Consider the following 23,623-nt stretch of genomic DNA (forward strand, 5'->3'; position numbering starts at 1 on the left):
GTAAATAGATAGCCAGAACTACCAGAAACAGCTTGTCTTCGGCTTTTTGAGCGACAGCCCCATCTCTAGATTCAATGCATGACGCTACGCTAACCCATCCTATGCCTTCGCCAACTACGCCTTCGCCTCATCTTCTGATCTCCTCATCCACCTATCCACATTCCTACTCAAAAAACCGCTCCACCCACTCCGGCACATAAACCCAGGCACGATTTAGCTCTGCGTCAAGCTCCCGATACTGCGGTTCCTTACGGGCGACCAGTGCCCAGTAGCTTGCTGAGTGATTCAGGTGAATGGTGTGGCAGAGTTCGTGAATCAGAACATAACGCACCAGATGCGGCGGCAGAAACAGCAGCTTGTAGTTGAGGTTGATATTTTTCTTGCCCGAACAGCTTGCCCACAGCGTCTTTTGCCCACGTACGGCTGCGGTTTGAAACGGAAGATTGATTTCGGAGCTGAGCTGACGAAGCCAGGGAACGAGCTGCTGTTCGGCTCGGCGGCTGAGCCAGTGGCGCAGGAGTTTGTAGGTAACAGCAGGTTCCTGGGTAGGAGCAAAGAGCAGGATCTGGGAGCTAGCAGCGATCGTCTTCACCGAAGAATTGCCGGGCTGATACTGCACCGTCCAGTTTTCATCGATCGCTCGGAGACACAACCGCTCAGGAATCATGCCGTCGCTGCCCAGCTCTGCTGCATCCCCCGGAAAAGACTGCCGCTCAGCTTCAATCCGCTGGGTGGTTTTCGCAATCCAATCTTTGCGCTTCTCCAAAATTTCGGGAAGCTTACGGCGATCGAATCCCTTCGGCACGACAATTTCTACGTCGCCCAGATGCGTCACTTTGATGCTGACGTGCTTTGCTTTGGTGCTTTCCCGGATGCGATAGGGTTTCGATTTAGAGAATTTCGCTGCCATTAGGTCTCAGGTTCGTCTGCGATCGAGAATCCCTCTCTAAGAAAATCTAGCAGAATTTGCCGATGGGGTTGGGCAAGGGCGCGAATCTGCCCGATACGATCGGAATAGCAGTCGCCTCGCCTTACTTCTTCTATGGTAAGCAGTCTCAAGTCGATTCCTTCATTGAGTTCGAGATCGGTGATGGGAACCGTGAGCGGAACCGCGAAAACGTGCCGAATCACTTGCATCTCTGTCCTGTAGGCGCGGAAGTATCGAACGTAGGGCGGCTGATAGCCAATTTCCTCTTGAAGTTCGCGCCAGATTGCCCGCTCGGGAGACTCCCCCGGTTCGAGATGTCCGCCAAAAAACGCCCATACGCCCGGATAGCGAATCTGAGGCTTGTCATCCCGCAGCTGCATCAAAAATCGCAGTGAAGCCGTTCCCCTCGAGGAGCCATTGTTCTGGTGCAAAATGGCGATCGCCACCTGGGAACTTGAGTCGAGTTGGATTGTGGGATCAATCATCGCGGCTGTTTTTCGATCAGGTGCTGCTGCTCAATGTACACTTCCTCCGCAGTTTGCCCCTCGATCGTGATTTCCTCAATCCGAATTTTTCCTCGAATTTTCACCTGCTCCCCTGTTTCCAGGGTGCGATCGTCCGTTAAGACCCAGATCTCGCCTGTCGGGTCTTTCAGCTCGTACACTTCTGCCCCAATCAGCGGTACTCGATCGCCCACTGTTCCCTCAAGTTGCACTGTAGAAGACCACCGACGGGGACGGGTTTGCACATCCTGTACTGTTGTCAAGCGGCTACAGCTATTAAGCAGCAGGGCAAGAAGAAGGGTTCCGGCGGCAAGACCCGGAGCAACGCGAAACCATTTTCCGGTTAGGGTGATCGATCGGTGCGAGGAGGCAAGGCTTTTAAGCAACAGGACAGCATGATTGCGGCTTTTCACGTCACCTCCACACCAGGGAATTCTGTACGACTGCTCCGACTGAAGATTTTATTCTGATTGAAGTAACGTTGACAGCCAGAATGAGCTGCCCAGGAATCACGAATCTTAACTCCCGGCTGCGATCGAGATACGAGGGCGACAATAGACGCTAAACTAAGGACTTTGAGCATTCAGCAGTCGCGAATCAACCTTGGATAATCAAAGGGATTTTTGCCCATTGACGCTCACCCTCAACTCACTATGACAGGCATCCTGGACGGCAAAGCACTCGCAGCCAAAATTCAAGCAGAACTGACCGACGAGGTAGAATCCTTGAGCGATCGCCATAGACGACCGCCCGGTTTAGCAGTGCTGATGGTGGGCGATAATCCTGCCAGTGCTGCCTATGTGCGAAATAAAGAGCAGGCTTGTGCGCGGGTGGGGATCGCTTCATTTGGCAAGCATTTTCCGGCAGACGCGACCCAGGCAGATTTAGAGCAGACGATTCAGAGCTTAAACGAAGACGATCGCGTAGACGGGATTCTGGTGCAGTTGCCCCTGCCCGATCATCTGGACGCGGTCGCCCTGCTGAATCAAATCAATCCCGACAAAGACGCAGACGGGCTGCATCCGGTGAATTTGGGTCGTCTTATGCGTGGGGAACCAGGGCTGCAAAGCTGTACGCCTGCCGGGTCAATGCGTCTGCTTCAGGAACACGGCATCTCGGCAAAAGGCAAACAGGCAGTCGTGGTCGGACGCAGCATTCTGGTGGGCAAGCCGATCGCCCTGATGCTGCTTGCAGAAGATGCCACGGTGACGATTGCCCACTCTCGCACCCCAGATCTAAGCGCAGTCACCCGCAGCGCAGATATTTTGGTCGCGGCAGTTGGTCGCCCGAATCTGATTACGCCGGAGATGGTGAAACCGGGCGCGGTTGTGGTAGATGTGGGAATCAATCGTGTCACCCATGAGGCAACGGGAAAATCCCGGCTGGTTGGAGACGTGGATTATGAAGCGGTCAAAGCTGTTGCAGGCTGGATTACTCCGGTTCCGGGCGGAATTGGACCGATGACTGTGACCATGCTGTTGCACAATACAGTATGGAGTTATCGCCAGCGCCTGTAGCCGATTACCAAACAGGAACTGCTTTGCATTGCCGCTGTGCGTTTAAAGTGCGCGTTCAGAAATGCGCGTTCATGGTGTAGGAATGACAAGTTTAGTGGCTCAAGCGGATTAAAGCATGGTTGCAACCAACAGTCAGCAGTATCTCGAATTCGACCTCAAACGCTATCTGGCAGCACAGCAGGCACAGGTTGAGGCAGCCCTCGCTCGCTCGATCGACGTGGTGTATCCCGAAAAAATTTATGAGGCGATGCGCTACTCACTGATGGCAGGGGGCAAGCGGCTGCGTCCAATTCTCTGTCTAGCAACCTGTCAGCTGATCGGCGGTACGACTGCAATGGCAATGTCAACCGCCTGCGCCCTGGAAATGATCCACACTATGTCGCTGATCCACGATGACTTGCCCGCAATGGACAACGACGACTTCCGGCGCGGCAAACCTACGAATCACAAAGTTTACGGCGAAGATATTGCGATTCTGGCAGGCGATGGGCTGCTGGCTTATGCCTTTGAATTTATCGCGGCCCAAACTCAGGATGTCCCAGCCGATCGCGTTCTGCAAGTCATTGCTAAATTGGGCCGTGCGGTGGGTGCAGCGGGTCTAGTCGGCGGTCAGGTGGTCGATCTGGAGTGCGAAGGGCGATCGGATGTCACGGTGGACACGCTGACCTATATTCATCGCCACAAAACTGGAGCACTGCTGGAAGCAGCGGTGGTGTGCGGCGCAATATTGGCGGGGGCAAATGAAGGCGATCGCCAGCGGTTGGCAGAATACGCTCAAAACATTGGGCTAGCGTTTCAAATTATTGACGACGTGCTGGACATCACCGCCACGCAAGAAGAGCTGGGCAAAACTGCAGGCAAAGATCTGCAAGCCCAAAAAGCGACCTATCCCAGTTTTTGGGGCATTGAGGAATCAAAGCGTCAGGCAGATCAGCTCGTGAACGAGGCAAAGGCAAATCTCGCAGCCTATGGAGAAAGTGCCTATCCGCTGATGGCGTTGGCTGACTACATTACTGCTCGCAAAAACTAGGCTATTCGCAAAAACTCGCTACCCGCCATCATGCAGGACTTTCCCGCCATCCTTGACAATCACGTGCTGCTCGTCTCGCTGCTTGCCTCTGTGCTGGCGCAGATTATCAAAGTCTTTGTTGATTTAATTCGCGACGGTAAGATTAACTTCCGCACCCTGGTTGAAACCGGAGGAATGCCCAGTGCCCATTCTGCGCTCGTCACGGCTCTGGCTGCCGGAGTTGGACAAACCGCAGGCTGGGAAAGCGGCGAATTTGCGATCGCCTTTGTGTTTGCGGTGATCGTAATGTACGACGCAGCCGGAGTGCGGCAGGCAGCCGGAAAGCAGGCGCGAATTCTCAATCAAATCGTTGATGAGCTGTTTCGTGAGCATCCTACCTTTAATGAAAATCGGCTGAAAGAGCTTCTGGGACACACGCCCGTGCAGGTCATTGTGGGTTCTGCCCTGGGAGCAGCAATCTCCTGGATCGCTTCGCCTGCCTATTAAGTTGTATTTCACTGAAAGCATGTTCCAATGAAAACTCAGTATTACACTGCCACCAGTTTAGATGGCTTTATTGCTGATTCAGAGAACTCCCTGGAGTGGCTCTTTCAGTTTGGCGAACCCGACAGCAGCAGCTATCCAGATTTCGTTCGTGACGTTGGGGCGATCGCAATGGGTTCGACGACTTACGAATGGATTCTCAACCATCCAACGGGCGAGGGAGCCGATCGATCGCCAGCATGGGCGTATGAACAACCCGCCTGGGTCTTTACCTCGCGCAGTTTGCCCCTGATTGAAGGCGCAGATATTCAATTTGTCAAAGGGGATGTCCGCTCAGTGCATCAAGAAATGACCCAGGTGGCGGGCGATCGAAATATCTGGATCGTGGGCGGAGGAGATTTAGCCGGTCAGTTTTATGATCAGGGATTGCTGGATGAAATTATTGTGACGATCGCGTCCGTGACGCTGGGGAGTGGGGCACCGCTCCTCCCCCGCAGAATTGTCACCCCTCCGCTAAAGCTTCTGTCGGCAAAGGCCTATGGAAACGCCTTTGCAGAGCTGCGCTATGAGGTTTCCCGTCCCACCCAATAACACGGATTGTTTAAGCATCACCTGTTTAAGCATCACTGCGTCTTATCGAGCAACTGCCGGGGTAAGCAAGATTGCTCTCCGGCTATCCACGATCGACGCTGTGAATCCACGCTCGGTCAAGCTTCGCAGCACAGCAGAAGCCGCCGCCGGATCGGGTGTGTAGGCAACCAGCAAATAAGGACGCTGCTCAAACGCGACCAAGCCCACATCGCCATCGGTGAATTGCTGCATGTCTAGAGCCACTTCAGGACGATTAAAATAGTTCACCACCACGGCATAGCCCCCGCCAAGCGGTTGAGGATTAAACGCAGGTATTGGTCTCGCTGCGGTGGTCTGAGGAGCCGGGGCAGGAGCCGGAGCCGAAGCCGCAGGAGTAGTAGGCAGAGCGGCAGGAGCCGGATTGCTCGGTGCAGTCGCCGGATTTGCTGCCTGAGTAGTTGCCGGGCTTGTCCCTAAATTAGAAGCTATCTGGGAATTAGGAGTTGTCTGGGTTGGGCTGGGGAAATTCGTCGCCGTCGAGGAAGCGGCAGGTGGACGAGCAACGATCGCCTCAAGCCCTGAAGAAGTGCTGAGATATTGCGCCCAGGCGCCGGCAATGTCCGCACTGACAAACCCTTCGACCCGCACCACCGGGTTATTGTCGTAGCGACAGTCGGTGAGTACAGCATTGCTGGGAAGAAGCTGCCGAAGCTGATTTTGCGTATCGGCATTCGGGTTGCGAACCAGCAGCAGATATTCATCTGGGCGAGGCGGGTTGCAGGTTGGCAAGGGCTGCGCGATCGATCGTCCCGGCGTGCTGCCCAGAATTCCGACCAGAATCAGCGGCGTAACGAAACTCGATCGCGCAATCCAACGTTGCCTCATTGCTCAAACTCCTCAAACCAAAAGGGACTCGTAGTCTACCCTTTTCTCCGTCGCCTGTATCCGTTCAGGACAGTTTCCGTTTAAGACGGTTCCCGTTTAGGACAGTTATCGCTGCTTTGCGCTCAGTCGAGCGATATTGTTAGGCGGTGGGAGCAGGGGATGCAAGCGGGTCTGGAATCGTTGCCGAAGGAGCCTGAAATTCTCCCGTTGCCACATACTCTAGCCGCAGCTTCAGCCAGGTAATGAACTGAGGATTCGTCGACACGATCGCTGCCGCAGGCTGAGGACACTTGGCTTTTACCTCTGCCAGTTCAGGAGCATCCAGAAAGGCGGGCTGAAGCACCAGCCAGAAGTCGCGCTCTTTTTCCTGTTCCTGATAGTAGCGAATCCGCTCTTTGAGAACTTCCTCGGTCGGCTCTTCTTCCAGCAGATATCGCTGGCTTGCTACAGCATAGTAGTAGGTTTGCATTGGCTTGAAGTTTAAGTTTTGATTACAAGTGATAACAGGTTAAAAAACGATCGATGAAATTGCTCGAACTAGGGCGAAATAAGCGGAATGGCAGCAGGCAGTTTGATCAGCCGCAGCGATTCTGCATCGCCTTCTAAATCCTCCCATGCTGGGGAACTTTGAAATTCAGGAGAAAGCTAGCTCGGCTCCATCCAGTACCCAGGGGACTCAGGGGGCGCGAGTCTAATCATACTTTTCTACCCTCCTCTAAAACTCCCCTCGAATTGCCTGCTTCATTTCGCGCACGGCTCGCTCCATCCCGACCAAAACAGCACGGCTGACAATGGTGTGCCCAATGTTCAGTTCTTCCATACCGGGAAGACAGGCGATCGGGTAGACGTTCCAATAGGTCAAGCCATGCCCTGCATTCACCCGGATTCCGGCAGCAAGTGCCTGCTGACAGCCCTTTTTGAGGAAGGTAAGTTCCTGAGCACGGCTGGCATCGTCTTTGGCTTCGGCATAGCGTCCGGTGTGCAGCTCGATGAATTTTGCCTTAACGATCGCGGCCGCGTCAATCTGAGCCGAATCAGCGTCAATAAACAGGCTCACGGGAATATTTGCCTCCTGAAGGGCATCAACCACCTGCTGCATTCGATCGATCTGCCCTGCAACGTCTAGCCCACCTTCGGTCGTCACTTCTTCGCGCCGTTCGGGAACCAGCGTCACATAGTCCGGGCGAATCTCCAGGGCGATCGACACCATTTCATCGGTCGCTGCCATCTCTAAATTGAGATGGGTTCGCACGGTCTGACGCAGCAGATGCACATCCCGATCCTGAATATGCCGCCGATCTTCCCGCAGGTGAACGGTGATGCCGTCGGCTCCTGCCAGTTCCGCAAGGACGGCTGCCCCAACAGGATCGGGTTCAACGGTGCGGCGTGCCTGCCGAATAGTCGCCACATGGTCAATATTGACGCCGAGTGTAGGCAATCTTTCCTCCCGAATTAAGCCTAAATGAGATCGTTTGATTCAGTCTTGTCTGAGCAATTCCGCTTTATATCTTAGCGGATGGTGTTTTGCTTAGCAGGGAAGGTAGGGGTTGAGGAGGGGGATGGGTGAAAAGGTGGGTGAAGAGGTGAGGGATAGTTCATGTGAATCTTGACAATACTGTTATACAATGCTCCCAAATCGTGCAGCGAAGTTAAGAATTCATGACTCAGCACAATTGTTTTGAAGGAGGCTCGATCGCGGCAATGCTTTTAACCAAAGGGTTTGCCAGGGGTGAACCGGAACAGATTGAGGAATTCTTTACAAAACTTTACAGAAGAAGGGCTTTTCCCCACCCATTCCACAAGTTCTCCACAGGCATGATGCAGTTTTCCACAGGCTTAACCTGGGTTTTCCACAGGCAGCAACGGTGCGATCGGGGGTTGGGGAATTCCTGTGGATTACGGAGCAGACAAGCATTTCACAAGATTTTTCCTGGATTTTGTGAAGAAATGTAACAAAAATTAGCTTGAAACCCTCATTCCTTCGTGAAGGATATTTCGTCACCTGTTTCATGCCACAAAAAATTGGCATTGACAACCCTACCCCCCCATAGCGCAAAATGATGCGACCACCAAAGTTAAGGGCAGCTCACCGAAGCCATTCCCGCCGCTTCCAGCAAGGATTCGGTAGGGTTGGACGAGATGAGGTTCGCTCAGCTTTCTGCTGCGGTACAAAGCCGTTTTCCTTTGAGTTAATCGCCCTGTACCGATAGCTGTGAGCAAATTTGCTTCATTTGAAGCAACTAGAGGTATCTTTTACAGTTACTCATCTTCAACGAGGTTCCCATGCAAGCAACGGTTAGCATCCTGGCAGAAATCCCGGAAGAACTGCACGAGTCGCTTCAAGGCTATCTAGAAACCCACCCTGACTGGGATCATGACCGGGTCTTCTGCGCCGCGCTCTCGCTCTTCCTGCTGCAAAACGGCACAAGCTCGACTCCCGATTCTTCCCGCAGTTATCGACGGGCTGCCAGGGTTTATCTAGATACGCTGTTTAAGCACGCGGTTTAACGTGGCTTAACGCGGTTTGAATTGTTTCACTTCTTAATCTTTCACTGACTCCGATTTGGATCGTGTCTCGCTTATTTCTAGTTGCGATTCGCTTGTCAAAATCTCTATCTCCCTGGTATCTGAGTACGCATTAAACTTAACGATCGGCTTGTCGCTGCGGCTGTTTTTTCATCTATCTTGATCCCCTTCCCACTCGATACAATGAGGGCTGGACAATAGATAAAGACATCCCATGACATATCTCTGGTTTAAAGCGTTTCATATCATCGGAGTCGTAGTGTGGTTTGCCGGACTCTTCTATCTTGTGCGTTTGTTTGTCTATCACGCTGAGGCAGATGAGCAGCCCGAACCCGCTCGCACGATTTTGCAGCAGCAGTATCAGATTATGGAGAAGCGTCTCTATAACCTGATTACCACGCCTGGAATGGTGCTGACCGTGGCAATGGCGATCGCAATGCTGGTTACTGCGCCAAGCCTGCTACACGAAACCTGGCTCCATGTCAAACTCAGTCTGGTCGCGCTGCTGGTGGTTTATCATCACCTTTGCGGTCGCTGGATGAAACAGCTTGCAGCCGGAAATATGCAGTGGAGCGGACAAAAGTTTCGCTGGCTCAACGAAGTACCAACTTTATTTCTTGTATTAATTGTGCTGCTGGCAGTCTTTAAGAATAGTTTACCGACGTCAGCAACGGCTTGGGGCATTGTGGCAATGATTGTGGCAATGGCAGCAATTATTCAGCTCTATGCACGGAAGCGGCGGCTTGAAAAAGAGCGGGCTGCGAATGCTGACTCAACGGCTAATTTAGGTGAACTGGGCGCAAAAAGTTCGGTGTAGCCGATCGAGTTTTGAACGGTTTAGTTTTGAACAATTCTCGGTAGAAGGACAACAATAAGGGATAACAACAAACGTTAGCGATCGTCTTAATCGAAAAAATCCCCTGATCCATTTTGAGTCGATCGGGGGATTTTTGTTTTGTGTTCTTTGCTGTTGCCGGATTACTGTTACCCGATTGCGTGAGGCATCAAAAGAGGAAGAGGTGTGAGGGCGATTTTGCCCCCACTTAAGAATTTCTCTTCTACGGTGAAGCAGGAGCCGCTGGAGGAGCGGGCGCATCTGCCGGAGGAGCCACTGGAGCAGCAGGAGGAACTGGGGATGCTTCAGGTGTTACCACGGGGGCAACAGGCGGGGGAGCCACTGGAGCATCTGCCGGAGCTGGCGGGGGCGCGGCGGGAGCATCTGCCGGAGGAGCCACTGGAGCAGTAGGAGGAGCAGTTTGGACAGGAGGAACCGCTGGGGCTGCCGGAGGCGCGGTGGGAGCTGTCGGGGGAGCTACCGGAGAAGCCGGGGGATCAGTGGGGGCAGGCACAGGCTGCGGTTGAGGTTCAGGCGGAGCAGAAAGCTCTGACCAGAGCGAGAATCCGAGCAGCGCGGCAATAAATCCGACGATCGAAAACAGAATGAGCGTAAATATCCCGGTTGAACTAGAGGCTGGGCGAGACGGTGAGGAAGACACGACGACTCTGGGCGGAGCAGCACTCGGCTCAGCAGGAGGGTACACCTGATTTGGTACAGGCTGGACAAAATCAGAAGATTCAAGCTGGCGTTCCAGATCTTCCTGAGACTGTTCCTGCCACTCTGAATCGTCTGCCTCGATCGCAGGAGCAGTTTCAGAATGGGCAGGCATTGCGGGACTGGTATCATCCAGCCAATCGTCAGACAGATCCAGATTCGGTTCGACAGCAGCAGGCACGTCAGAGGCAGCCATTGAAGCCGCTGCAAACGGGGTCGCTGCAAACGGAATTTGTGTGGGCTGGTGTGCATTCTCCGATCGATCGAGGAACTCGGTTTCCGCGAGGATTTCGCGATCGGCTACTGGCTCCGAGCTTAGCTCCGGTTCTTCCACCGGGGACAGCTCTTCTTCCAGGCCAAACTGTCGATTAAGGAAGTCGAGCAGAGGTTCGTTCTCAGGGGAAGCTGAAACGGGATCTGAAAGATCTGCCGGGGTTTCTGAAACGGGTTCCGGGTTGAAATCGGCAAATGGCTCCGAGAAGGACTGCTGAAGCACAGGGTCTTCTGAAGGGTCATCTAGAACAGGGTTATCTAGAGCAGGATTATCCAGGGCAAAGTCATTAGGCGCGACATCCTCCGGCTGGTTGCCCAGCAACTCCTGAAGCTGTTCGTCGGTTAATTCCTCCAGTAAGGAAGGCTCCTCCAGCGTGGTCAGATCGCCGTAATCTTCCTGATTTAGGCTGTTCTGGAAGCCGAGCGACAGTTCCAACGGATTGTCCTGTAAATCGTCACGCTGTAAATCGTCACCTTGTAAATCATTCACAAGCTGATCTGGATCGATCGCCTCCGACAAGCTCAGAGTATTTGCCAGCGAGGTATCGGCATCGTCGGTAGCCATTTCGGGCAAAGCAGCGTCAAAGCCTGCGAGGTCAGCTGCAAACGGGTCTTCGTGCGAAGGAATGACCTGATCATCGGGGAGGTCGATGTCTGGCATATCGGTCAAGACTGCCAAATCAGGCAGATCGTTATCGGCCAAATCATGCTCTACGATCGTCACTTCGTCTTCAAAGCTCAAATCCGGCAGGACGGTTTCTGCGGTCGAGGGCGCATCATCCAGAACAGAGTCCGAAGCAATGATTTCTTCGGAATATTCCGGGACAAGCGGCTCCAGGATGAGATCCGCATTTGTCAGGTCTTCAGGAAAACTAGATTGCTCTGCAAAATCGGGCAAAGCAGGTTCTTCCAGGTCAGCAGGTTCGCCCAGGTCTAAATCCAGTGGGCTGCCCCAAGCTGCGATATCAGCAGAGTCGTCAGACACATCATCGGATGCAAGCTCCCAGGAGTTTTGGAAGCTGTCTTCGGTCACGCTGTCTTCTTCCTCGGCAAACAGGTTTTCGATCTGGGCTTCGAGCTGCTCCTGGGTAATCTCAGGCTGAGCGGGTTCGGGCTCAATGTCTGATGGGGCAAATTCTAATGGAGCAAATTCAGCTGAAGCGTTTTCTGAAGGGTCCTCAGACGTTTCCTCAAAAGTCAGCTCCTCCAGAAGATCGGCTTCGGGGGTAAACGAGGGTTCGGGAGGCACATCGTTAAACAGAGCATCAGCGGCGGCTTCGGAGCTAGCTTCCCCACTGAAGCCAAAATTGGGCATATCTTCGTGGATCAAAAAGTCCTCGGAGGGTGCAGTCGAGAGTTCTGCCGCCGGATCGCCCGAATCGATCTGATCTGCAAACCAATCGGTCAGATCGAGATTGTCATTATTATTTCGATCGCTTACGTCTGAATTGTTTACGTCCGAATCACCCACATCTGAATTGCTGGCTTCCAAATCGCCTGCTTCCCCAAAATCTGCAAAAGGTTCTGCGGTGGCAGCAGATTCCTCAATTCCCGCTGTAGGAAACTGCGAACCAACCGATTCAGCAGGCGTTTCAGCGGGGAAAAAATCAGTTGGGAAATCGATCGGGTCGGAGCCCGTGGGAAACTCCTGAGCCAAAACATCCTGCTCAGACGTAGTAACGAATTCTTCTGGGGCAAATCCTTCTAGTCCGAGTTCCCCTGCAAGAGACTCCTCAGAGGGCGAAGATTCGATCCACTGATCCTGGAGCATCACCTCGGGCAGCATTTCGGCTTCGGTTGCCATTTCATCCAAAAAGTTGAGCGACTCAGAAGTTGACTCAAGATTTGGATCAAAATTTGACTCAGACTCTGACTCAAAACCTAGCTCATCGATCAAATTCGCATCCAACGCTTCGGATTCTGAAATGCCAAACTCCAGACTGTCAAAGTCTAAAGGCTCAGAGGCAACCATAAACAAATTCTCATCGATCGCGCTTGAGAGACCTGGAGGCATCGCTGGATCATCGATCGCCCTGTCCCCTTCTTCCTGCGCTGGAAACGCAAAATTGTCATCGGTTTGCAGCAAGCCCATTTCATCGATCGCGAAATCTGCTTCGCTCATCCCGGGGTCGTTACCTTGATCAATACCAGCCTCAAAAGTACCAGCCTCAAAATCGTCAGAGCCAAACAGTGCCCGATCGAGTGCGTCGTCTGCTGTTTCAGGTGGAGCGATTTCTTCTGGGGCTGCCGCTTCTGAAAACAGATCGGCAATGGCGGCTTCGTCTGGCGGGATTTCGGGTGCAGCGTCTTCAGAAAAAGCGTCTTCAGAAAACAGATCAAGCATGGCGGCTTCGTTGCCCGCACCAAAGTCAGCCGAAACGTCCTCGCTAGCGTCATTCCCGACAAGCTCATCTCCAGCAAAATCATCAGATGAATCGAAGACGATCGTTTCCTCAATCAGAATTACTTCTTCTGTAAAAAGCGGTTCTCCATTTTCTGCTGAGACATCTACGGAAAATAGATCGACCAGGACAGTGGTGGAATCAGGCGCGTCATCAGGATTTTGCGTTTCCCCGAATGCAGCTTCAAACGCATCAGCAGATTCATCGCTGCTATCGCCAATTTCACTGCGACCACCCTCATCCGCACTCATTCCAGTGTCTTCCTCGCCATCAAGTGCCGCCAGCAAATCATCAACGCTCGTCAACGGAACTGCGGCAGCCTCAAACTCCATCTCGTCGGTGGTTGCCGGGTCATTGGGGCTGTCTGCAAACAGATCGTCGATCATTCCAGCCGCAGGACGATCGGACCCGGCAGCATCAGCCTGAGGCAGGTCTTCCCAGGGGTCAGTCAGCACCGGGTCAGGGGAACGGTCGGGCAGCTTCGTCTCGATCGATTCGTCGGCAAACAAGTCTTGCAAGCTGCTCAGGTCATCGAGGGCACTGGGTGCGGCAGGGTCAGGACTGACATCCAATTCAGCCGAAAACTGATCCAGATCGCTTTCTGAACGGGTCGCGTCTGAATCGGCAAACAGATCTTGCAGAAGATCATTCGATTGGTCTTGCGCCTGCTCATCCCAAATTGCTCCGAGTTCGGCTTCCAGATCAGCCTGATTGCTCGACGGCGGCAGCGGCGTTTCGCTCAATCCCTCTAAAGCAGCGGATAAGTCTGAGCCTGCTAAACCCTGAACGTCGGAAGCTTCTGGAAAGAGCAAATCCGGCAACGGCTCAGATGCGGCAGACGGTGAAGCCATGCCTTCAGCGAAATCAGATTCAGGGAAATCGGGTTCTAAACTGGGCGCGATCGTCTCTTCGGAAAACTGTGAAGCCCCTGAGGCATCGGCCAGGGAACCCGCTTCGGTGATGGACTGATTCGGCACATCACCCAGCAAATCAGCCGGGGACACTTCCAGATACAATTCCTGCATCCAGGCAGGAAAACTCGCGCCCGTCTGCTGTCCCATAATGCGAATCGATCGAATCGACTCAATCCCGAGATTGTGAATGCCCTTCTCGACAAACGCAGTCAATGCCTGACGATTGGGGACGCGATCGGCTTCGAGGGTAACTTCCAGCGCATTGCCCTGCCGCTCCACTGTTGCCGTCATGCCCTTGGGCTGAAGCGACTGATTCATCAGAGCTGCGATCGCCTGCGGATCACCCTGCTGTGCCAGTTCGATTAAACGTAGTTCTGCCATAACTCCCTTTGCCCCATCAATCGTTTTGCTTAACTTTTGCTTTACAATCTTGGCAACGGCTTTTCCCGATCCGGTATAGGATGCCCGATTTACGTTCCCTACATACCTTGTTTGCTGTCTTGTCTGCTAAATCGTTCCATTGCCTGTCTTAACCGTCAGACCTTAAACCTATGAGTATTGGCTATCTTGCCCTGGTCTTGCACGCCCACTTGCCTTTCGTCAGACATCCTGAAAGCGACTATGTCTTAGAAGAAGAGTGGCTATTTGAGGCGATTACTGAAACCTACATTCCGCTGCTGCACGTCTTTGAAGGACTCAAGCAAGACGGAATCGATTTCAAAATGACCATGAGCATGACACCGCCGCTTGTGTCGATGCTGCGAGATCCATTACTCCAAGAACGCTACGATCATCATTTGGCTCAACTCGAAGAATTAGCAGAAAGAGAAGTCGAGCATTACGCCCAAAATGGACATCTCCGATATCTGGCTGAATTCTATGCCACTGAGTTTAACAAGGTACGCGAAACATGGGAGCGTTATAACCATGATTTAGTCGCCGGATTTAAGCAATTTCTAGACAGTAACAATCTGGAGATTATTACCTGTGGGGCGACCCATGGCTACTTTCCCTTAATGAAAATGTACCCGCAGGCAGTCTGGGCACAGATTCAAGTTGCCTGTGAACATTATGAACAGCATTTTGGACGATCGCCAAATGGCATCTGGCTACCGGAGTGTGCTTATTACGACGGATTAGAGCGCATGATCGCCGATGCCGGACTGCGCTACTTTCTCACTGATGGTCACGGCATTCTCTACGCCCGTCCCCGTCCCCGCTTTGGAACCTATGCGCCCATTTTCACTGAAACCGGTGTGGCAGTCTTTGGGCGCGATCACGAATCATCGCAGCAGGTTTGGTCTTCAGAGGTGGGTTATCCAGGTGCGCCGGAATATCGCGAGTTTTACCGCGATCTAGGCTGGGATGCGGACTACGAGTACATCAAGCCCTACATCATGCCCAACGGGCAGCGCAAAAACACAGGGATTAAATATCACAAAATCACCGGACGCGGACTGGGACTGAGCGACAAATCCCTCTACGACCCCTACTGGGCACGGGAAAAAGCCGCCGAACACGCGGGCAACTTTATGTATAACCGCGAACAGCAGGTCGAACACCTCTACGGCATTATGCAGCGTCCGCCGATTATCGTCTCGCCCTATGACGCAGAGCTTTTTGGTCACTGGTGGTACGAAGGTCCGTGGTTTCTCGACTACCTGTTCCGCAAAACCTGGTACGACCAGAAAGCCTACGAAATGATTCACTTGGCGGACTATCTGAAACGTCATCCGTCGCAGCAGGTTTGTCGTCCGTCGCAGTCGAGCTGGGGTTTTCGTGGTTTCCACGAGTATTGGCTGAATGAAACCAACGCCTGGATCTATCCCCATCTGCACAAAGCTGCCGAGCGCATGATCGATCTATCGCACCGCGAACCGAGCGACGAACTCGAATGGCGTGCCCTAAACCAGGCGGCAAGAGAACTGCTGCTGGCGCAATCTTCGGATTGGGCATTTATTATGCGAACCGGAACAATGGTTCCCTACGCTGTCCGCCGCACCCGATCGCACCTCCAAAGATTTAACAAACTGTGGGAAGACCTAAACCAGGGCAAAATTGATTCGGGCTGGTTAGAAAAGGTTGAAGCGATCGACAATATCTTTCCAGAGGTGAACTATCGGGTTTATCGACCGCTGGGCTAATCCTCCTGGCTAATCCTCGAACAGACCTGATCAATCCTCCTACCCGCGCATCAGCTAGCGATCGTTAATCTCAACCACAATTTTGGTGGTTTTTTTGCCGCCGTCTTTCTTTTGTTCGTATTCAGCCAGTGCCTCCAGAAGTTTTTGTTCTGGGGTCTTTGGTTTTTCATCTTTTTTCTTAGGAGCCGTATCTTGCCAAAAAACAATTCCAAAGATTGCCAGAACTGAGAGTAATATCGCTTCCACGGGTAATAACTCCTTCTTAAAATTAGTTCAATTGCACTCAATTCTATTCGACAAGACACTGATTGATTTCTGTTCTTATACAAGGGATCAATAAGAATTTCCAGATTCGCTCCAGGCAGGCTAGAAAGCGCGCAATTGGTTGATTTCAAAGGAGAAGCGATCGAAAAGTTGGATAACAATTAGCTAACTCGATCATTGCAATTTAATCAGCGGCAATCAACTAGGAAATGGCAAAGTTGCTTTCAGAAACTCCCCTACTAAATTGCGTCTTGCTGTAATTCGTTCAGATTAGTTTGCTGTTTGAGCAGATTTATCGATCGCAAAAAAAGTATTACAAGAGCGAAAAGACTTTTATAGTTTTGTCCTTTGAAAAGGATTAAAAAAGGTGGGAGATACCCACCCTGTTCGCTCAAAATGTTCTGGTTTTCCCCAAAAATTCGGTTGTTTAGCGCAGTGGATGATGCTCAGCCAGCAGTTTTTCGACTCTTGCTTCATCGACTTTTGCCAGCAGTCTTTTCGACTCATGCTCATCCCGCACGGTCTTAGTGAGGCTGATCGTGGAACCGAGCGTGAACGCCATGCCCATGCCGAGATAGCCCTTCACCCAGCCATCCACAGGCAAATAAAGAATGCCGATCGCCGTAGCAGAAGTTGAGATCGCAAACGAAAGCCAGGTTTGGATAATCCAGGCTTGGCTATGAGATTGAGCGGTTCGAAGTTCTTTCATACGAGTGAGGTGTAGAAGCGAGGTGACTTTCATCTTATCGATTGGATTTTTTGCCTAATTTCAAGAATGTGACAGTTGCGACATTGCCTTTTGGGTGTGACATTGCCTGTTGGGTGATGCCAGAGGTGGGGAACTGCTTCGCTTCGTCCTTAATCTCGATATGATGCTGCTAAGTTGCTAAGATCCTGCTAATCCGCTTCATTCCATTGCTCGCTTTTTTGCCCACGTTACTTTGCTGCTCACTGCCCACTTTTTTCTGCTCACTGTTTGCCTGCCGCCATGAATGACACTGTTCTTGATGTTCGTAACCTGCACGTTCAGTTTCAGACCTCTAATCGCATTACTAAAGCCGTAGACGGCATCTCATTTCAGGTCAAACGCGGGCAAACCCTGGGAATTGTAGGCGAGTCTGGTTCTGGAAAGTCAGTGACTTCGCTGGCAGTCATGGGGCTAATTCCCTCGCCGGGGCGGATTCCTGAGGGCGAAGTCTGGTTTCAGCCCAACCCTGAAGCGGAGCCTGTGAACCTTCGATCGCTCACGTCAGAGCAGATGCAGCACTATCGCGGCGGTCGGGTATCGATGATTTTTCAGGAGCCGCTCAGTTCGCTCAATCCGGTCTACACCTGTGGCTTTCAATTGGTCGAGGCAATTCGGCAGCATGAACCAAATATTTCCCCTTCAGAAGCGCGACGACGGGCGATCGGCTTATTGCAGGAAGTGAAGCTCGTGCCTTCTGATGAAGAACTTCAGCAGCAGGCGATTGACTCCTGGCAAAAAGAGCATCTGGGCAGTAGTTCGAGAGACAGTGTGAAGGGCAGTTTGGGCGATCGAGAAATTACCAGTCTGGTCAACGAGCAAAAGTACGCCATGCTGGAACGCTACCCCCATCAGCTTTCGGGCGGACAGATTCAGCGGGTCATGATTGCGATGGCGATTTCCTGTAATCCGGCACTGCTGATCGCCGACGAGCCAACCACTGCGCTAGATGTCACCGTGCAGGCGCGAATTCTGGATCTGCTGCGGGAACTGCGCGATCGACGGGGAATGTCGATCATGTTTATCACGCACGATCTGGGCTTAATTGCCGATATTGCCGATCAGGTCGCGGTGATGTATCAGGGCAAGATTGTGGAGTCGGGTGCGGTGTGGGATATTTTCTCGAATCCGCAGCATCCCTATACGAAAGGACTGCTTGCCTGCCGTCCCCAGCCCACGCGCCACCTGCGAGTTTTGCCGACCATCACCGACTTTATGGAAGTGAGCACCAGTCCCAGTGGGGAAATGATCATTCGCGAGAAGTCACTGAGTGTGGATCAGGCATTGCGATCGAATGCGGCAATCAGCCCGGAAGAAGACCATCAGCGGGTGATCGCCCTTCAGCAGCAGTCCCCCATCTTGTCGGTGCAGAATTTGCAGGTGGGCTATCCGATTCACGGTATTTTTGGACGGGCACAGCGACTGGCGATGGCAGTCAACGGCGTTTCATTTCAGGTGTATCCGGGGGAAACGCTGGGTCTGGTGGGCGAGTCCGGCTGCGGCAAAACGACCCTGGCGCGAACGCTGCTGCACCTGGTCAAGCCAACGGCAGGACAAATTGTTTTTGAAAACAAAGACATTACTCGCGCCAACGGTGGCAAGCTGCGGCAGCTTCGACGCGAAATGCAGATTATCTTTCAAGATCCGTTTAGTTCGCTCGACCCGCGCATTACGATCGGCGAAGCAATCATGGAACCGCTGATGATTCACAAGGTCGGCAAGAGCCGGCGCGATCGGCTGGAGCGAATGTCTTACCTGCTCGATCGGGTGGGACTCAATCCAGAATTTAGCAATCGCTATCCCCACGAGTTTTCCGGCGGTCAGCGGCAGCGAGTTTGCATTGCCCGTGCCCTGGCACTGAACCCGAAATTTATTATTTGCGACGAATCGGTTTCTGCGCTGGATGTGTCGGTGCAGGCGCAGGTGCTGAATTTGCTGAAAGAACTTCAGGAAGAATTTAAGCTCACTTATATTTTCATTTCGCACGATTTGAGCGTGGTTAAGTTTATGAGCGATCGCATTATGGTGATGAACCGGGGCAGGATCGAAGAAATTGACACTGCCGATTCGATTTATCGCCGTCCACAAACGGAATATACCAAGCACCTGATTGCGGCAATTCCCTTAGGCAATTTGGACACGATCCGCGATCGGCAGACCCGGCGAGGATTTGCAGTGAGCTAAAAGCGGCAATGCGGCAACCGGAACAAGCGAGCCAGGAAGCGCAGGTCATTCACTGAACTCAGTCCATACTGCTTCCAAACTCAGGGATCGTTGAGAATCTACTGCCGTCCGTAGCATCAAAACCTACTTCAGCAGAAACACTTTGAGCTTCAAGCCCCGATCGTTTTAAGAACTCAAGCCGTTCAAGCTAGCCGCACAGTCAGCTTCATTTGCGAATTGTATAAGCTGCGCGTCTTGAGCGATCGTCCCGGCTAGGTCGGTATCAGCTTCGCTATCAGGTCACTTCGGTAGACAATTCTCCCACTGTCCCCCAGCCCTTAGAACTGGACAGCAGACTTTTCAAATCCGGTGGGCAACCAGGCGATCGACTTCGACTATATAACGGCTCCTGGTGAAGACCTCTTCTCGACCTATTCCTCTATTCAGCAGCAATCTTATCAGCTTCAGCGGCGGTACGTTTTTTGCGGCTCCCTTTGTGGCTGGCATTGCGACTCTGATGCTCAGCGCAAACCCGATCCTGGCTCCGGCTCAAATCAAAGCAACTCTCACCCAAACTGCTGGGAATATGCTGCCTGGCTAAATTCCCCAGAAACACCAATCCAATTGGCATCCGGCTCAATTATCTCATTGCGCTTGATCCCCGATTACGATACTGTTAATCGACGATGGGGCTTATTTACAGACTGAAATTCGTGAATTGTTAGGTTGGACTCGTTAGGTTGGACTACTGGGTTAACAATGTTTGGGTTAACAATGTCATACGCTATGCTGCACTCGTTAGACCTGCGGGATACGCTAAGCTGGGTGATTCAAGACATCCACTCTCAGGGGTGGGCACAGGGCACGGGGGGTAATTTTAGTGCAGTGATCAGCCGCACCCCGCTCACGCTCTTGATGGCTCCGAGTGGGATAGATAAGGGGCTGGTGCAGCCAGAAGATTTAATCGAAGTCGATGGTGAGGGCACCGTAGTGCAGGGGAAAGGGCGCACCTCTGCGGAGACGCTGCTGCACCTTACGGTCGTCAAAGAAACAGGAGCAGGAGCCGTGCTGCATACCCATTCAGTCTTTAATACGCTGCTGTCGGAATACTATGCCGATCGCGGCAAAATCATGCTCTCTGGTTACGAAATGCTAAAGGGCTTAGAAGGCATCCAGAGCCACGAAGAGACGATAACAATTCCCGTTGTGCCCAATTCGCAGGACATGAAAATCCTGAGTCAGTCGGTGCGTCCGTTTTTGTCGGATACGGCGCGTTCTTACGGTTTTCTGGTGGTCGGGCACGGGCTATACACCTGGGGCGATACCCTGTTTCACGCCCGGCGGCATCTTGAGATTCTCGAATTTTTGTTTGAGTTGACCTATCGTAAGCTCACACTTCGCTAAGCTGGAATACTGTGACTTGCGTTAAGGGACGAAACAATGGCAGTTCTCACCATTCCAGAGGAAAATCGGCAAATTAAAGACGCTGGCGAAATTGAGGCATATTTGAAGGCGATCGGCATTGGCTTTGCCCGGTGGCAGCCGAGCCACCCGCTGAGCGAAGCGGCAACCAGCGAAGAAATTCTCGCCGCCTACGCTTCAGAAATTGAGGTGTTAAAGCAGCAGGGCGGCTACGTCACCGCAGATGTGATCGACATTAAGCCCGACATGCCCAATCTGGAAGCCATGCTGGCAAAGTTTAGCCGCGAACATGCTCACGCCGAAGACGAAGTACGCTTCACGATCGAGGGACACGGACTGTTCCACATCAATCCCCAATCGGGCCCAGTGGTCAGCATTCAGGTAGAACCAGGCGATCTGCTCGTTGTGCCCCAGGGAACGCTGCACTGGTTTGATCTCTGTGGCGATCGGCGAATTCGCGCAATTCGGCTATTCCAAGACTCCGTAGGCTGGACGCCTCACTATACCGAGAGCGGTAAAGAGCAGGGGTTTGCGCCGCTTTGTTTTAGTGCGCCTGCGATGGCAGCGGTTTAAGCGGTGGTTTGAACAGTCTCAGGGGTGTTCTCCATCGCCCCCTAAATCCCCCAACCTTTGACTTGCCGCTCTAAAAGAGCGAGGGGGGACTTTGGTTTGTTAGGCTCTTTTCGGGGTTGGTATGATCGATCGCATTTCTCAGGCAGTCCGCGTGATTCTCCTGGATATTGAGGGCACGACGACCCCCGTCGATTATGTATTTGGGGTGCTGTTTCCCTATGCAGAAGAACAGGTTGAAGCGTTTTTACAGAAGCACGGGCAGGAGGAAGCGGTTCAGGCGGATCTGAAGCGGCTGCGGCAGGAGTATGAAGCCGATTGCTTGGCAGCTTTTCAAAGAGATGCAGTTCCCCAAAGGGATAATCGTGCAGAAAACTTGCCTGCCTGGGAGGGAAACGCGCCTGCGGCGGCAGTGCCCTACATTCATTTCCTGATCGCGATCGATCGCAAATCAACCGGACTCAAATCGTTGCAGGGCAAAATTTGGAATCAGGGCTATCAGGATGGAACACTGCGATCGCAGATCTTCCCCGATGTCAAACCCGCGTTTGAGCGGTGGATAGCAGCAGGCAAGCGGCTGTATATTTTCTCGTCGGGAAGCGTACAGGCGCAGCAGCTTTTGTTTCGCTACTCGGAAGCAGGCGATCTGACGCAGTTTTTGAGCGGCTATTTTGATACGCAGATCGGCATGAAGCGCGAACCGGAGAGCTATCACAAGATTGCAGCAACGATCGAAGTTCCACCTGCCGAAATTTTATTTGTTTCTGATGTGGTCGCAGAACTGACAGCAGCGCGATTGGCGGGAATGCAGGGGTTGTTTTCGCTGCGTCCGGGCAATTCTTCCTCGGATTCTGAGGGTTTTGGAGTCGTGCGATCGTTTGATGAGATTTAGCGAGTCTGCAACCGACAAAAATCTAGAATCCGATCGCTGACCTGCTGCGGCTGATCCAAATGAGGGGCATGACCTGCTTTTTGAATCCATTCGAGCTGACTGCCGGGAATTGCTCGCCTGAATTTTTCTGCATCGGCGATACCGAGAATATCGTCTGCGGTTCCCCATAAAATCAGCGTCGGCTGCTGGATTTGAGAAATTTGCTCAGCGAGATTGCTATACCCACCACTCAGGGTAAAAGAGCGGATTGCGGCTGCCCAGTCCGGCATTTCCTGATGCAGCAGCAAACAGCGCAAATCATCTGCTAATCCGGGATCGAGCGCCGGAAAAATGGGCAGAACTCCTGCCGACAATAAAGTCGCAGCCGTCAGCGCAGCCTGTTTGCGAAAGTGCAGCCATGTGGTTCCCAATTCAATGAGCGGGACAGGCAGAAATTGACCGATTGGAAAACTCCCTGAAAATCCCACGCTATCCATTAAAACGATCGCCTTCACCCACTCTGGATAATGCAGCGCGAAATCAAGGGCAACTGCTCCACCCAAAGATGCGCCAATCAAAATCACGGGTTCATGAATCCAATCAGCAATCGTACGCTGAAGATGCAGACGGATCGTTTGACGATTCACCGGAACTTGAGCAGAGTACGCTGTAAATCCAGAGCCATATAAATCGATCGCCCAGATATCTTGAGCAGGTAACAACGGCAAGATTCGCCGAAATTCTAACAGGGAACTGTCGAAGCCATTCAGAAATAAGAGCGGTGAATGAATGCCCGATCGAAATTCAGAAATACGTGCGTGAACAAAAGCAGTATCGATTGCGGTGATGCCCTGAGGAAAAGCAACCTGAACGGTCTGCCGCTGAATCTGATGAAGGAGGGTGATCGCCCACGGGTCTTGAATTTCATTCGCTGAGACAGGCAAAAAGTCAGGAACCATGACGCTTCTCCTGTAATTTCAGGTAATCTTCCATCGTCTGCGCCAGCTTGACGTAGATTCTCGCCTACAGATTTTCTGCTCCTGCTGATGGCGGCTCAGAATTGCCTCTGCTGAGTCGGTCAAATTCGGATCGCGGTAGGGAATGGCAGCGCGGGTGCAGAGGTGCTCCTGCTCCATTCGTGTCAGGGGATGCAGACCTGCTGTTGTCCACGCGCCGATTGTCCCTTGTGACCATTCGTGGGTGGGATGCAGTTCGTCGTTCATGGGAATTGTGCCGATCGTCAGTCCGGCTTCAACCATAGCCGATCGAACACAGGCAGAGCGCGAGTAGGTTGCCAGCGTTCCGTCGAGGGCAAGACAGCGCACGATTCGTTGAAAAAAATCCACTGTCCAGAGCTGGGGACAACGACGGGGCGAAAAGGGGTCAAAGAAGATGGCATCGGCAGCAAAGCCGGATTGAATCACCGGATCGATCGTCTGCCGGGCATCGCCAATTAGCAGCGTGGCTTGCAGTCGATCGGTCTGACAAACGTGCTGTTCTGCCAGGGATTTTAGAACGGTCTGCACCGCAGGCGACCAGGACTGAATTAGCGGCGGCTCGATTGCTCCCGCAGGAACAGTCGCATCCCACTCCAGCCCATACACCTGCACCTGACAAGCTGGATTCACCGTCCAGATTGTTTCCAAAGCGGCTGCTGTGTTGTAGCCCAAACCGTAGCAGACATCGAGCAAGTTGAGCCGATCGCGAGTCGCTTTTTCTGCCAGATGGGTCGCTTTTACAAATTTGACAAACGCCTCTGCCCTTGCGCCCTGCGTACTGTGAAACGTTTCACCAAAGGTTTCCGAGAAGAAGGTGAAAGAGCCGTCGTCGGTGGCTTGCGGAATCCAGGAAGGCGCCATGA

At 52.6% G+C, this 23,623-nt stretch carries 24 protein-coding genes; 13 read left to right on the forward strand and 11 right to left on the reverse strand.

What is annotated here, in order from left to right:
- Positions 1-163: 163 nt before the first annotated feature.
- The 3 genes from NDA02_RS02100 to NDA02_RS02110 are packed head-to-tail and all read right to left on the reverse strand — an operon-like array spanning position 164 to position 1,844.
- The gene (locus tag NDA02_RS02100) at positions 164-910 is read right to left on the reverse strand and encodes a SprT family zinc-dependent metalloprotease (RefSeq protein ID WP_190793285.1); all 747 of its coding nucleotides are present in this window, start codon (positions 908-910) and stop codon (positions 164-166) included.
- Positions 910-1,413, reverse strand: coding sequence for an NUDIX hydrolase (locus NDA02_RS02105; RefSeq protein WP_190793286.1), 504 nt, complete (start codon positions 1,411-1,413; stop codon positions 910-912). The genes NDA02_RS02100 and NDA02_RS02105 overlap by 1 nt, the downstream gene beginning before the upstream one ends.
- Positions 1,410-1,844: a hypothetical protein gene (locus tag NDA02_RS02110; protein WP_190793287.1), complete on the reverse strand. Its 435-nt coding sequence runs from the start codon at positions 1,842-1,844 to the stop codon at positions 1,410-1,412. Before NDA02_RS02110 ends, NDA02_RS02105 begins: the two co-directional genes overlap by 4 nt.
- 240 nt (positions 1,845-2,084) lie before the next feature.
- On the opposite strand from NDA02_RS02110, the gene folD reads away from it, so the two are divergent.
- From folD to NDA02_RS02130, 4 genes are all read left to right on the forward strand, one after another.
- Positions 2,085-2,948, forward strand: coding sequence for a bifunctional methylenetetrahydrofolate dehydrogenase/methenyltetrahydrofolate cyclohydrolase FolD (folD, locus tag NDA02_RS02115; RefSeq protein ID WP_190793288.1), 864 nt, complete (start codon positions 2,085-2,087; stop codon positions 2,946-2,948).
- 115 nt (positions 2,949-3,063) lie between these two features.
- Positions 3,064-3,978, forward strand: coding sequence for a geranylgeranyl diphosphate synthase CrtE (gene crtE / locus NDA02_RS02120; RefSeq protein ID WP_190793289.1), 915 nt, complete (start codon positions 3,064-3,066; stop codon positions 3,976-3,978).
- 30 nt (positions 3,979-4,008) lie between these two features.
- Positions 4,009-4,464 carry a divergent PAP2 family protein gene (locus tag NDA02_RS02125; RefSeq protein ID WP_190793290.1) on the forward strand — a complete coding sequence of 152 codons (456 nt, stop codon included), beginning with the start codon at positions 4,009-4,011 and terminating at the stop codon, positions 4,462-4,464.
- A 27-nt stretch (positions 4,465-4,491) separates the two neighbouring features.
- Positions 4,492-5,052 carry a dihydrofolate reductase family protein gene (locus tag NDA02_RS02130; protein ID WP_348254329.1) on the forward strand — a complete coding sequence of 187 codons (561 nt, stop codon included), beginning with the start codon at positions 4,492-4,494 and terminating at the stop codon, positions 5,050-5,052.
- A 42-nt stretch (positions 5,053-5,094) separates the two neighbouring features.
- On the opposite strand, the gene NDA02_RS02135 is transcribed toward NDA02_RS02130, so the two are convergent.
- The 3 genes from NDA02_RS02135 to NDA02_RS02145 all read right to left on the reverse strand — a co-directional run bounded on the left by NDA02_RS02135 (position 5,095) and on the right by NDA02_RS02145 (position 7,354).
- Positions 5,095-5,916 carry a hypothetical protein gene (locus NDA02_RS02135; RefSeq protein WP_348254331.1) on the reverse strand — a complete coding sequence of 274 codons (822 nt, stop codon included), beginning with the start codon at positions 5,914-5,916 and terminating at the stop codon, positions 5,095-5,097.
- Positions 5,917-6,055: 139 nt separating this feature from the next.
- On the reverse strand, positions 6,056-6,385 hold the full coding sequence (locus NDA02_RS02140) for an MgPME-cyclase complex family protein (RefSeq protein ID WP_348245864.1): 330 nt from the start codon (positions 6,383-6,385) through the stop codon (positions 6,056-6,058).
- Positions 6,386-6,631: 246 nt separating this feature from the next.
- Positions 6,632-7,354, reverse strand: a complete 723-nt coding sequence (locus tag NDA02_RS02145; RefSeq protein ID WP_190790625.1) for a pyridoxine 5'-phosphate synthase — start codon at positions 7,352-7,354, stop codon at positions 6,632-6,634.
- Between the two features lie 221 nt (positions 7,355-7,575).
- Between NDA02_RS02145 and NDA02_RS02150 the strand changes: the two genes are divergently transcribed.
- The 3 genes from NDA02_RS02150 to hemJ all read left to right on the forward strand — a co-directional run bounded on the left by NDA02_RS02150 (position 7,576) and on the right by hemJ (position 9,259).
- Positions 7,576-7,869, forward strand: coding sequence for a hypothetical protein (locus NDA02_RS02150; RefSeq protein ID WP_206755038.1), 294 nt, complete (start codon positions 7,576-7,578; stop codon positions 7,867-7,869).
- Positions 7,870-8,199: 330 nt separating this feature from the next.
- Positions 8,200-8,424: a DUF2811 domain-containing protein gene (locus NDA02_RS02155; RefSeq protein ID WP_190790626.1), complete on the forward strand. Its 225-nt coding sequence runs from the start codon at positions 8,200-8,202 to the stop codon at positions 8,422-8,424.
- 232 nt (positions 8,425-8,656) lie between these two features.
- Positions 8,657-9,259, forward strand: coding sequence for a protoporphyrinogen oxidase HemJ (gene hemJ / locus NDA02_RS02160; RefSeq protein ID WP_190790627.1), 603 nt, complete (start codon positions 8,657-8,659; stop codon positions 9,257-9,259).
- Positions 9,260-9,500: 241 nt separating this feature from the next.
- Here the strand turns inward: hemJ and NDA02_RS02165 are convergent, their stop codons facing one another.
- Complete coding sequence (locus NDA02_RS02165; RefSeq protein WP_348254334.1) at positions 9,501-13,964, reverse strand: hypothetical protein; 4,464 nt, start codon at positions 13,962-13,964, stop codon at positions 9,501-9,503.
- A 170-nt stretch (positions 13,965-14,134) separates the two neighbouring features.
- Between NDA02_RS02165 and NDA02_RS02170 the strand changes: the two genes are divergently transcribed.
- Positions 14,135-15,727 carry a glycoside hydrolase family 57 protein gene (locus tag NDA02_RS02170; protein ID WP_348245873.1) on the forward strand — a complete coding sequence of 531 codons (1,593 nt, stop codon included), beginning with the start codon at positions 14,135-14,137 and terminating at the stop codon, positions 15,725-15,727.
- A 54-nt stretch (positions 15,728-15,781) separates the two neighbouring features.
- On the opposite strand, the gene NDA02_RS02175 is transcribed toward NDA02_RS02170, so the two are convergent.
- Complete coding sequence (locus NDA02_RS02175) at positions 15,782-15,973, reverse strand: hypothetical protein (protein ID WP_190793795.1); 192 nt, start codon at positions 15,971-15,973, stop codon at positions 15,782-15,784.
- Positions 15,974-16,418: 445 nt separating this feature from the next.
- Positions 16,419-16,700: a YiaA/YiaB family inner membrane protein gene (locus NDA02_RS02180; protein WP_190793796.1), complete on the reverse strand. Its 282-nt coding sequence runs from the start codon at positions 16,698-16,700 to the stop codon at positions 16,419-16,421.
- A gap of 279 nt (positions 16,701-16,979) precedes the next feature.
- Here NDA02_RS02180 and NDA02_RS02185 point away from each other — a divergent pair, with 279 nt between their 5' ends.
- The 5 genes from NDA02_RS02185 (at position 16,980) to mtnC (ending at position 21,783) form a co-directional block, all read left to right on the forward strand.
- Positions 16,980-18,920: an ABC transporter ATP-binding protein gene (locus NDA02_RS02185; protein WP_190793797.1), complete on the forward strand. Its 1,941-nt coding sequence runs from the start codon at positions 16,980-16,982 to the stop codon at positions 18,918-18,920.
- A 391-nt stretch (positions 18,921-19,311) separates the two neighbouring features.
- The gene (locus NDA02_RS02190) at positions 19,312-19,500 is read left to right on the forward strand and encodes a S8 family serine peptidase (RefSeq protein ID WP_199296760.1); all 189 of its coding nucleotides are present in this window, start codon (positions 19,312-19,314) and stop codon (positions 19,498-19,500) included.
- Between the two features lie 185 nt (positions 19,501-19,685).
- Complete coding sequence (gene mtnB, locus NDA02_RS02195; protein ID WP_190793798.1) at positions 19,686-20,303, forward strand: methylthioribulose 1-phosphate dehydratase; 618 nt, start codon at positions 19,686-19,688, stop codon at positions 20,301-20,303.
- Between the two features lie 36 nt (positions 20,304-20,339).
- Positions 20,340-20,894: a cupin domain-containing protein gene (locus tag NDA02_RS02200; protein ID WP_190793799.1), complete on the forward strand. Its 555-nt coding sequence runs from the start codon at positions 20,340-20,342 to the stop codon at positions 20,892-20,894.
- A 121-nt stretch (positions 20,895-21,015) separates the two neighbouring features.
- Positions 21,016-21,783 carry an acireductone synthase gene (gene mtnC, locus NDA02_RS02205; RefSeq protein ID WP_190793800.1) on the forward strand — a complete coding sequence of 256 codons (768 nt, stop codon included), beginning with the start codon at positions 21,016-21,018 and terminating at the stop codon, positions 21,781-21,783.
- Here the strand turns inward: mtnC and NDA02_RS02210 are convergent.
- Positions 21,780-22,721, reverse strand: coding sequence for an alpha/beta hydrolase (locus NDA02_RS02210; protein ID WP_348254335.1), 942 nt, complete (start codon positions 22,719-22,721; stop codon positions 21,780-21,782). The two genes, mtnC and NDA02_RS02210, sit on opposite strands and share 4 nt — an antisense overlap.
- Before the next feature lie 18 nt (positions 22,722-22,739).
- The gene (locus NDA02_RS02215) at positions 22,740-23,621 is read right to left on the reverse strand and encodes an MnmC family methyltransferase (protein ID WP_190793802.1); all 882 of its coding nucleotides are present in this window, start codon (positions 23,619-23,621) and stop codon (positions 22,740-22,742) included.
- Positions 23,622-23,623 lie beyond the last annotated feature (2 nt).

The organism is Leptolyngbya sp. ST-U4 (assembly GCF_039962215.1).
In the GTDB taxonomy this organism is placed as follows: Bacteria; Cyanobacteriota; Cyanobacteriia; order Elainellales; family Elainellaceae; genus Leptolyngbya_A.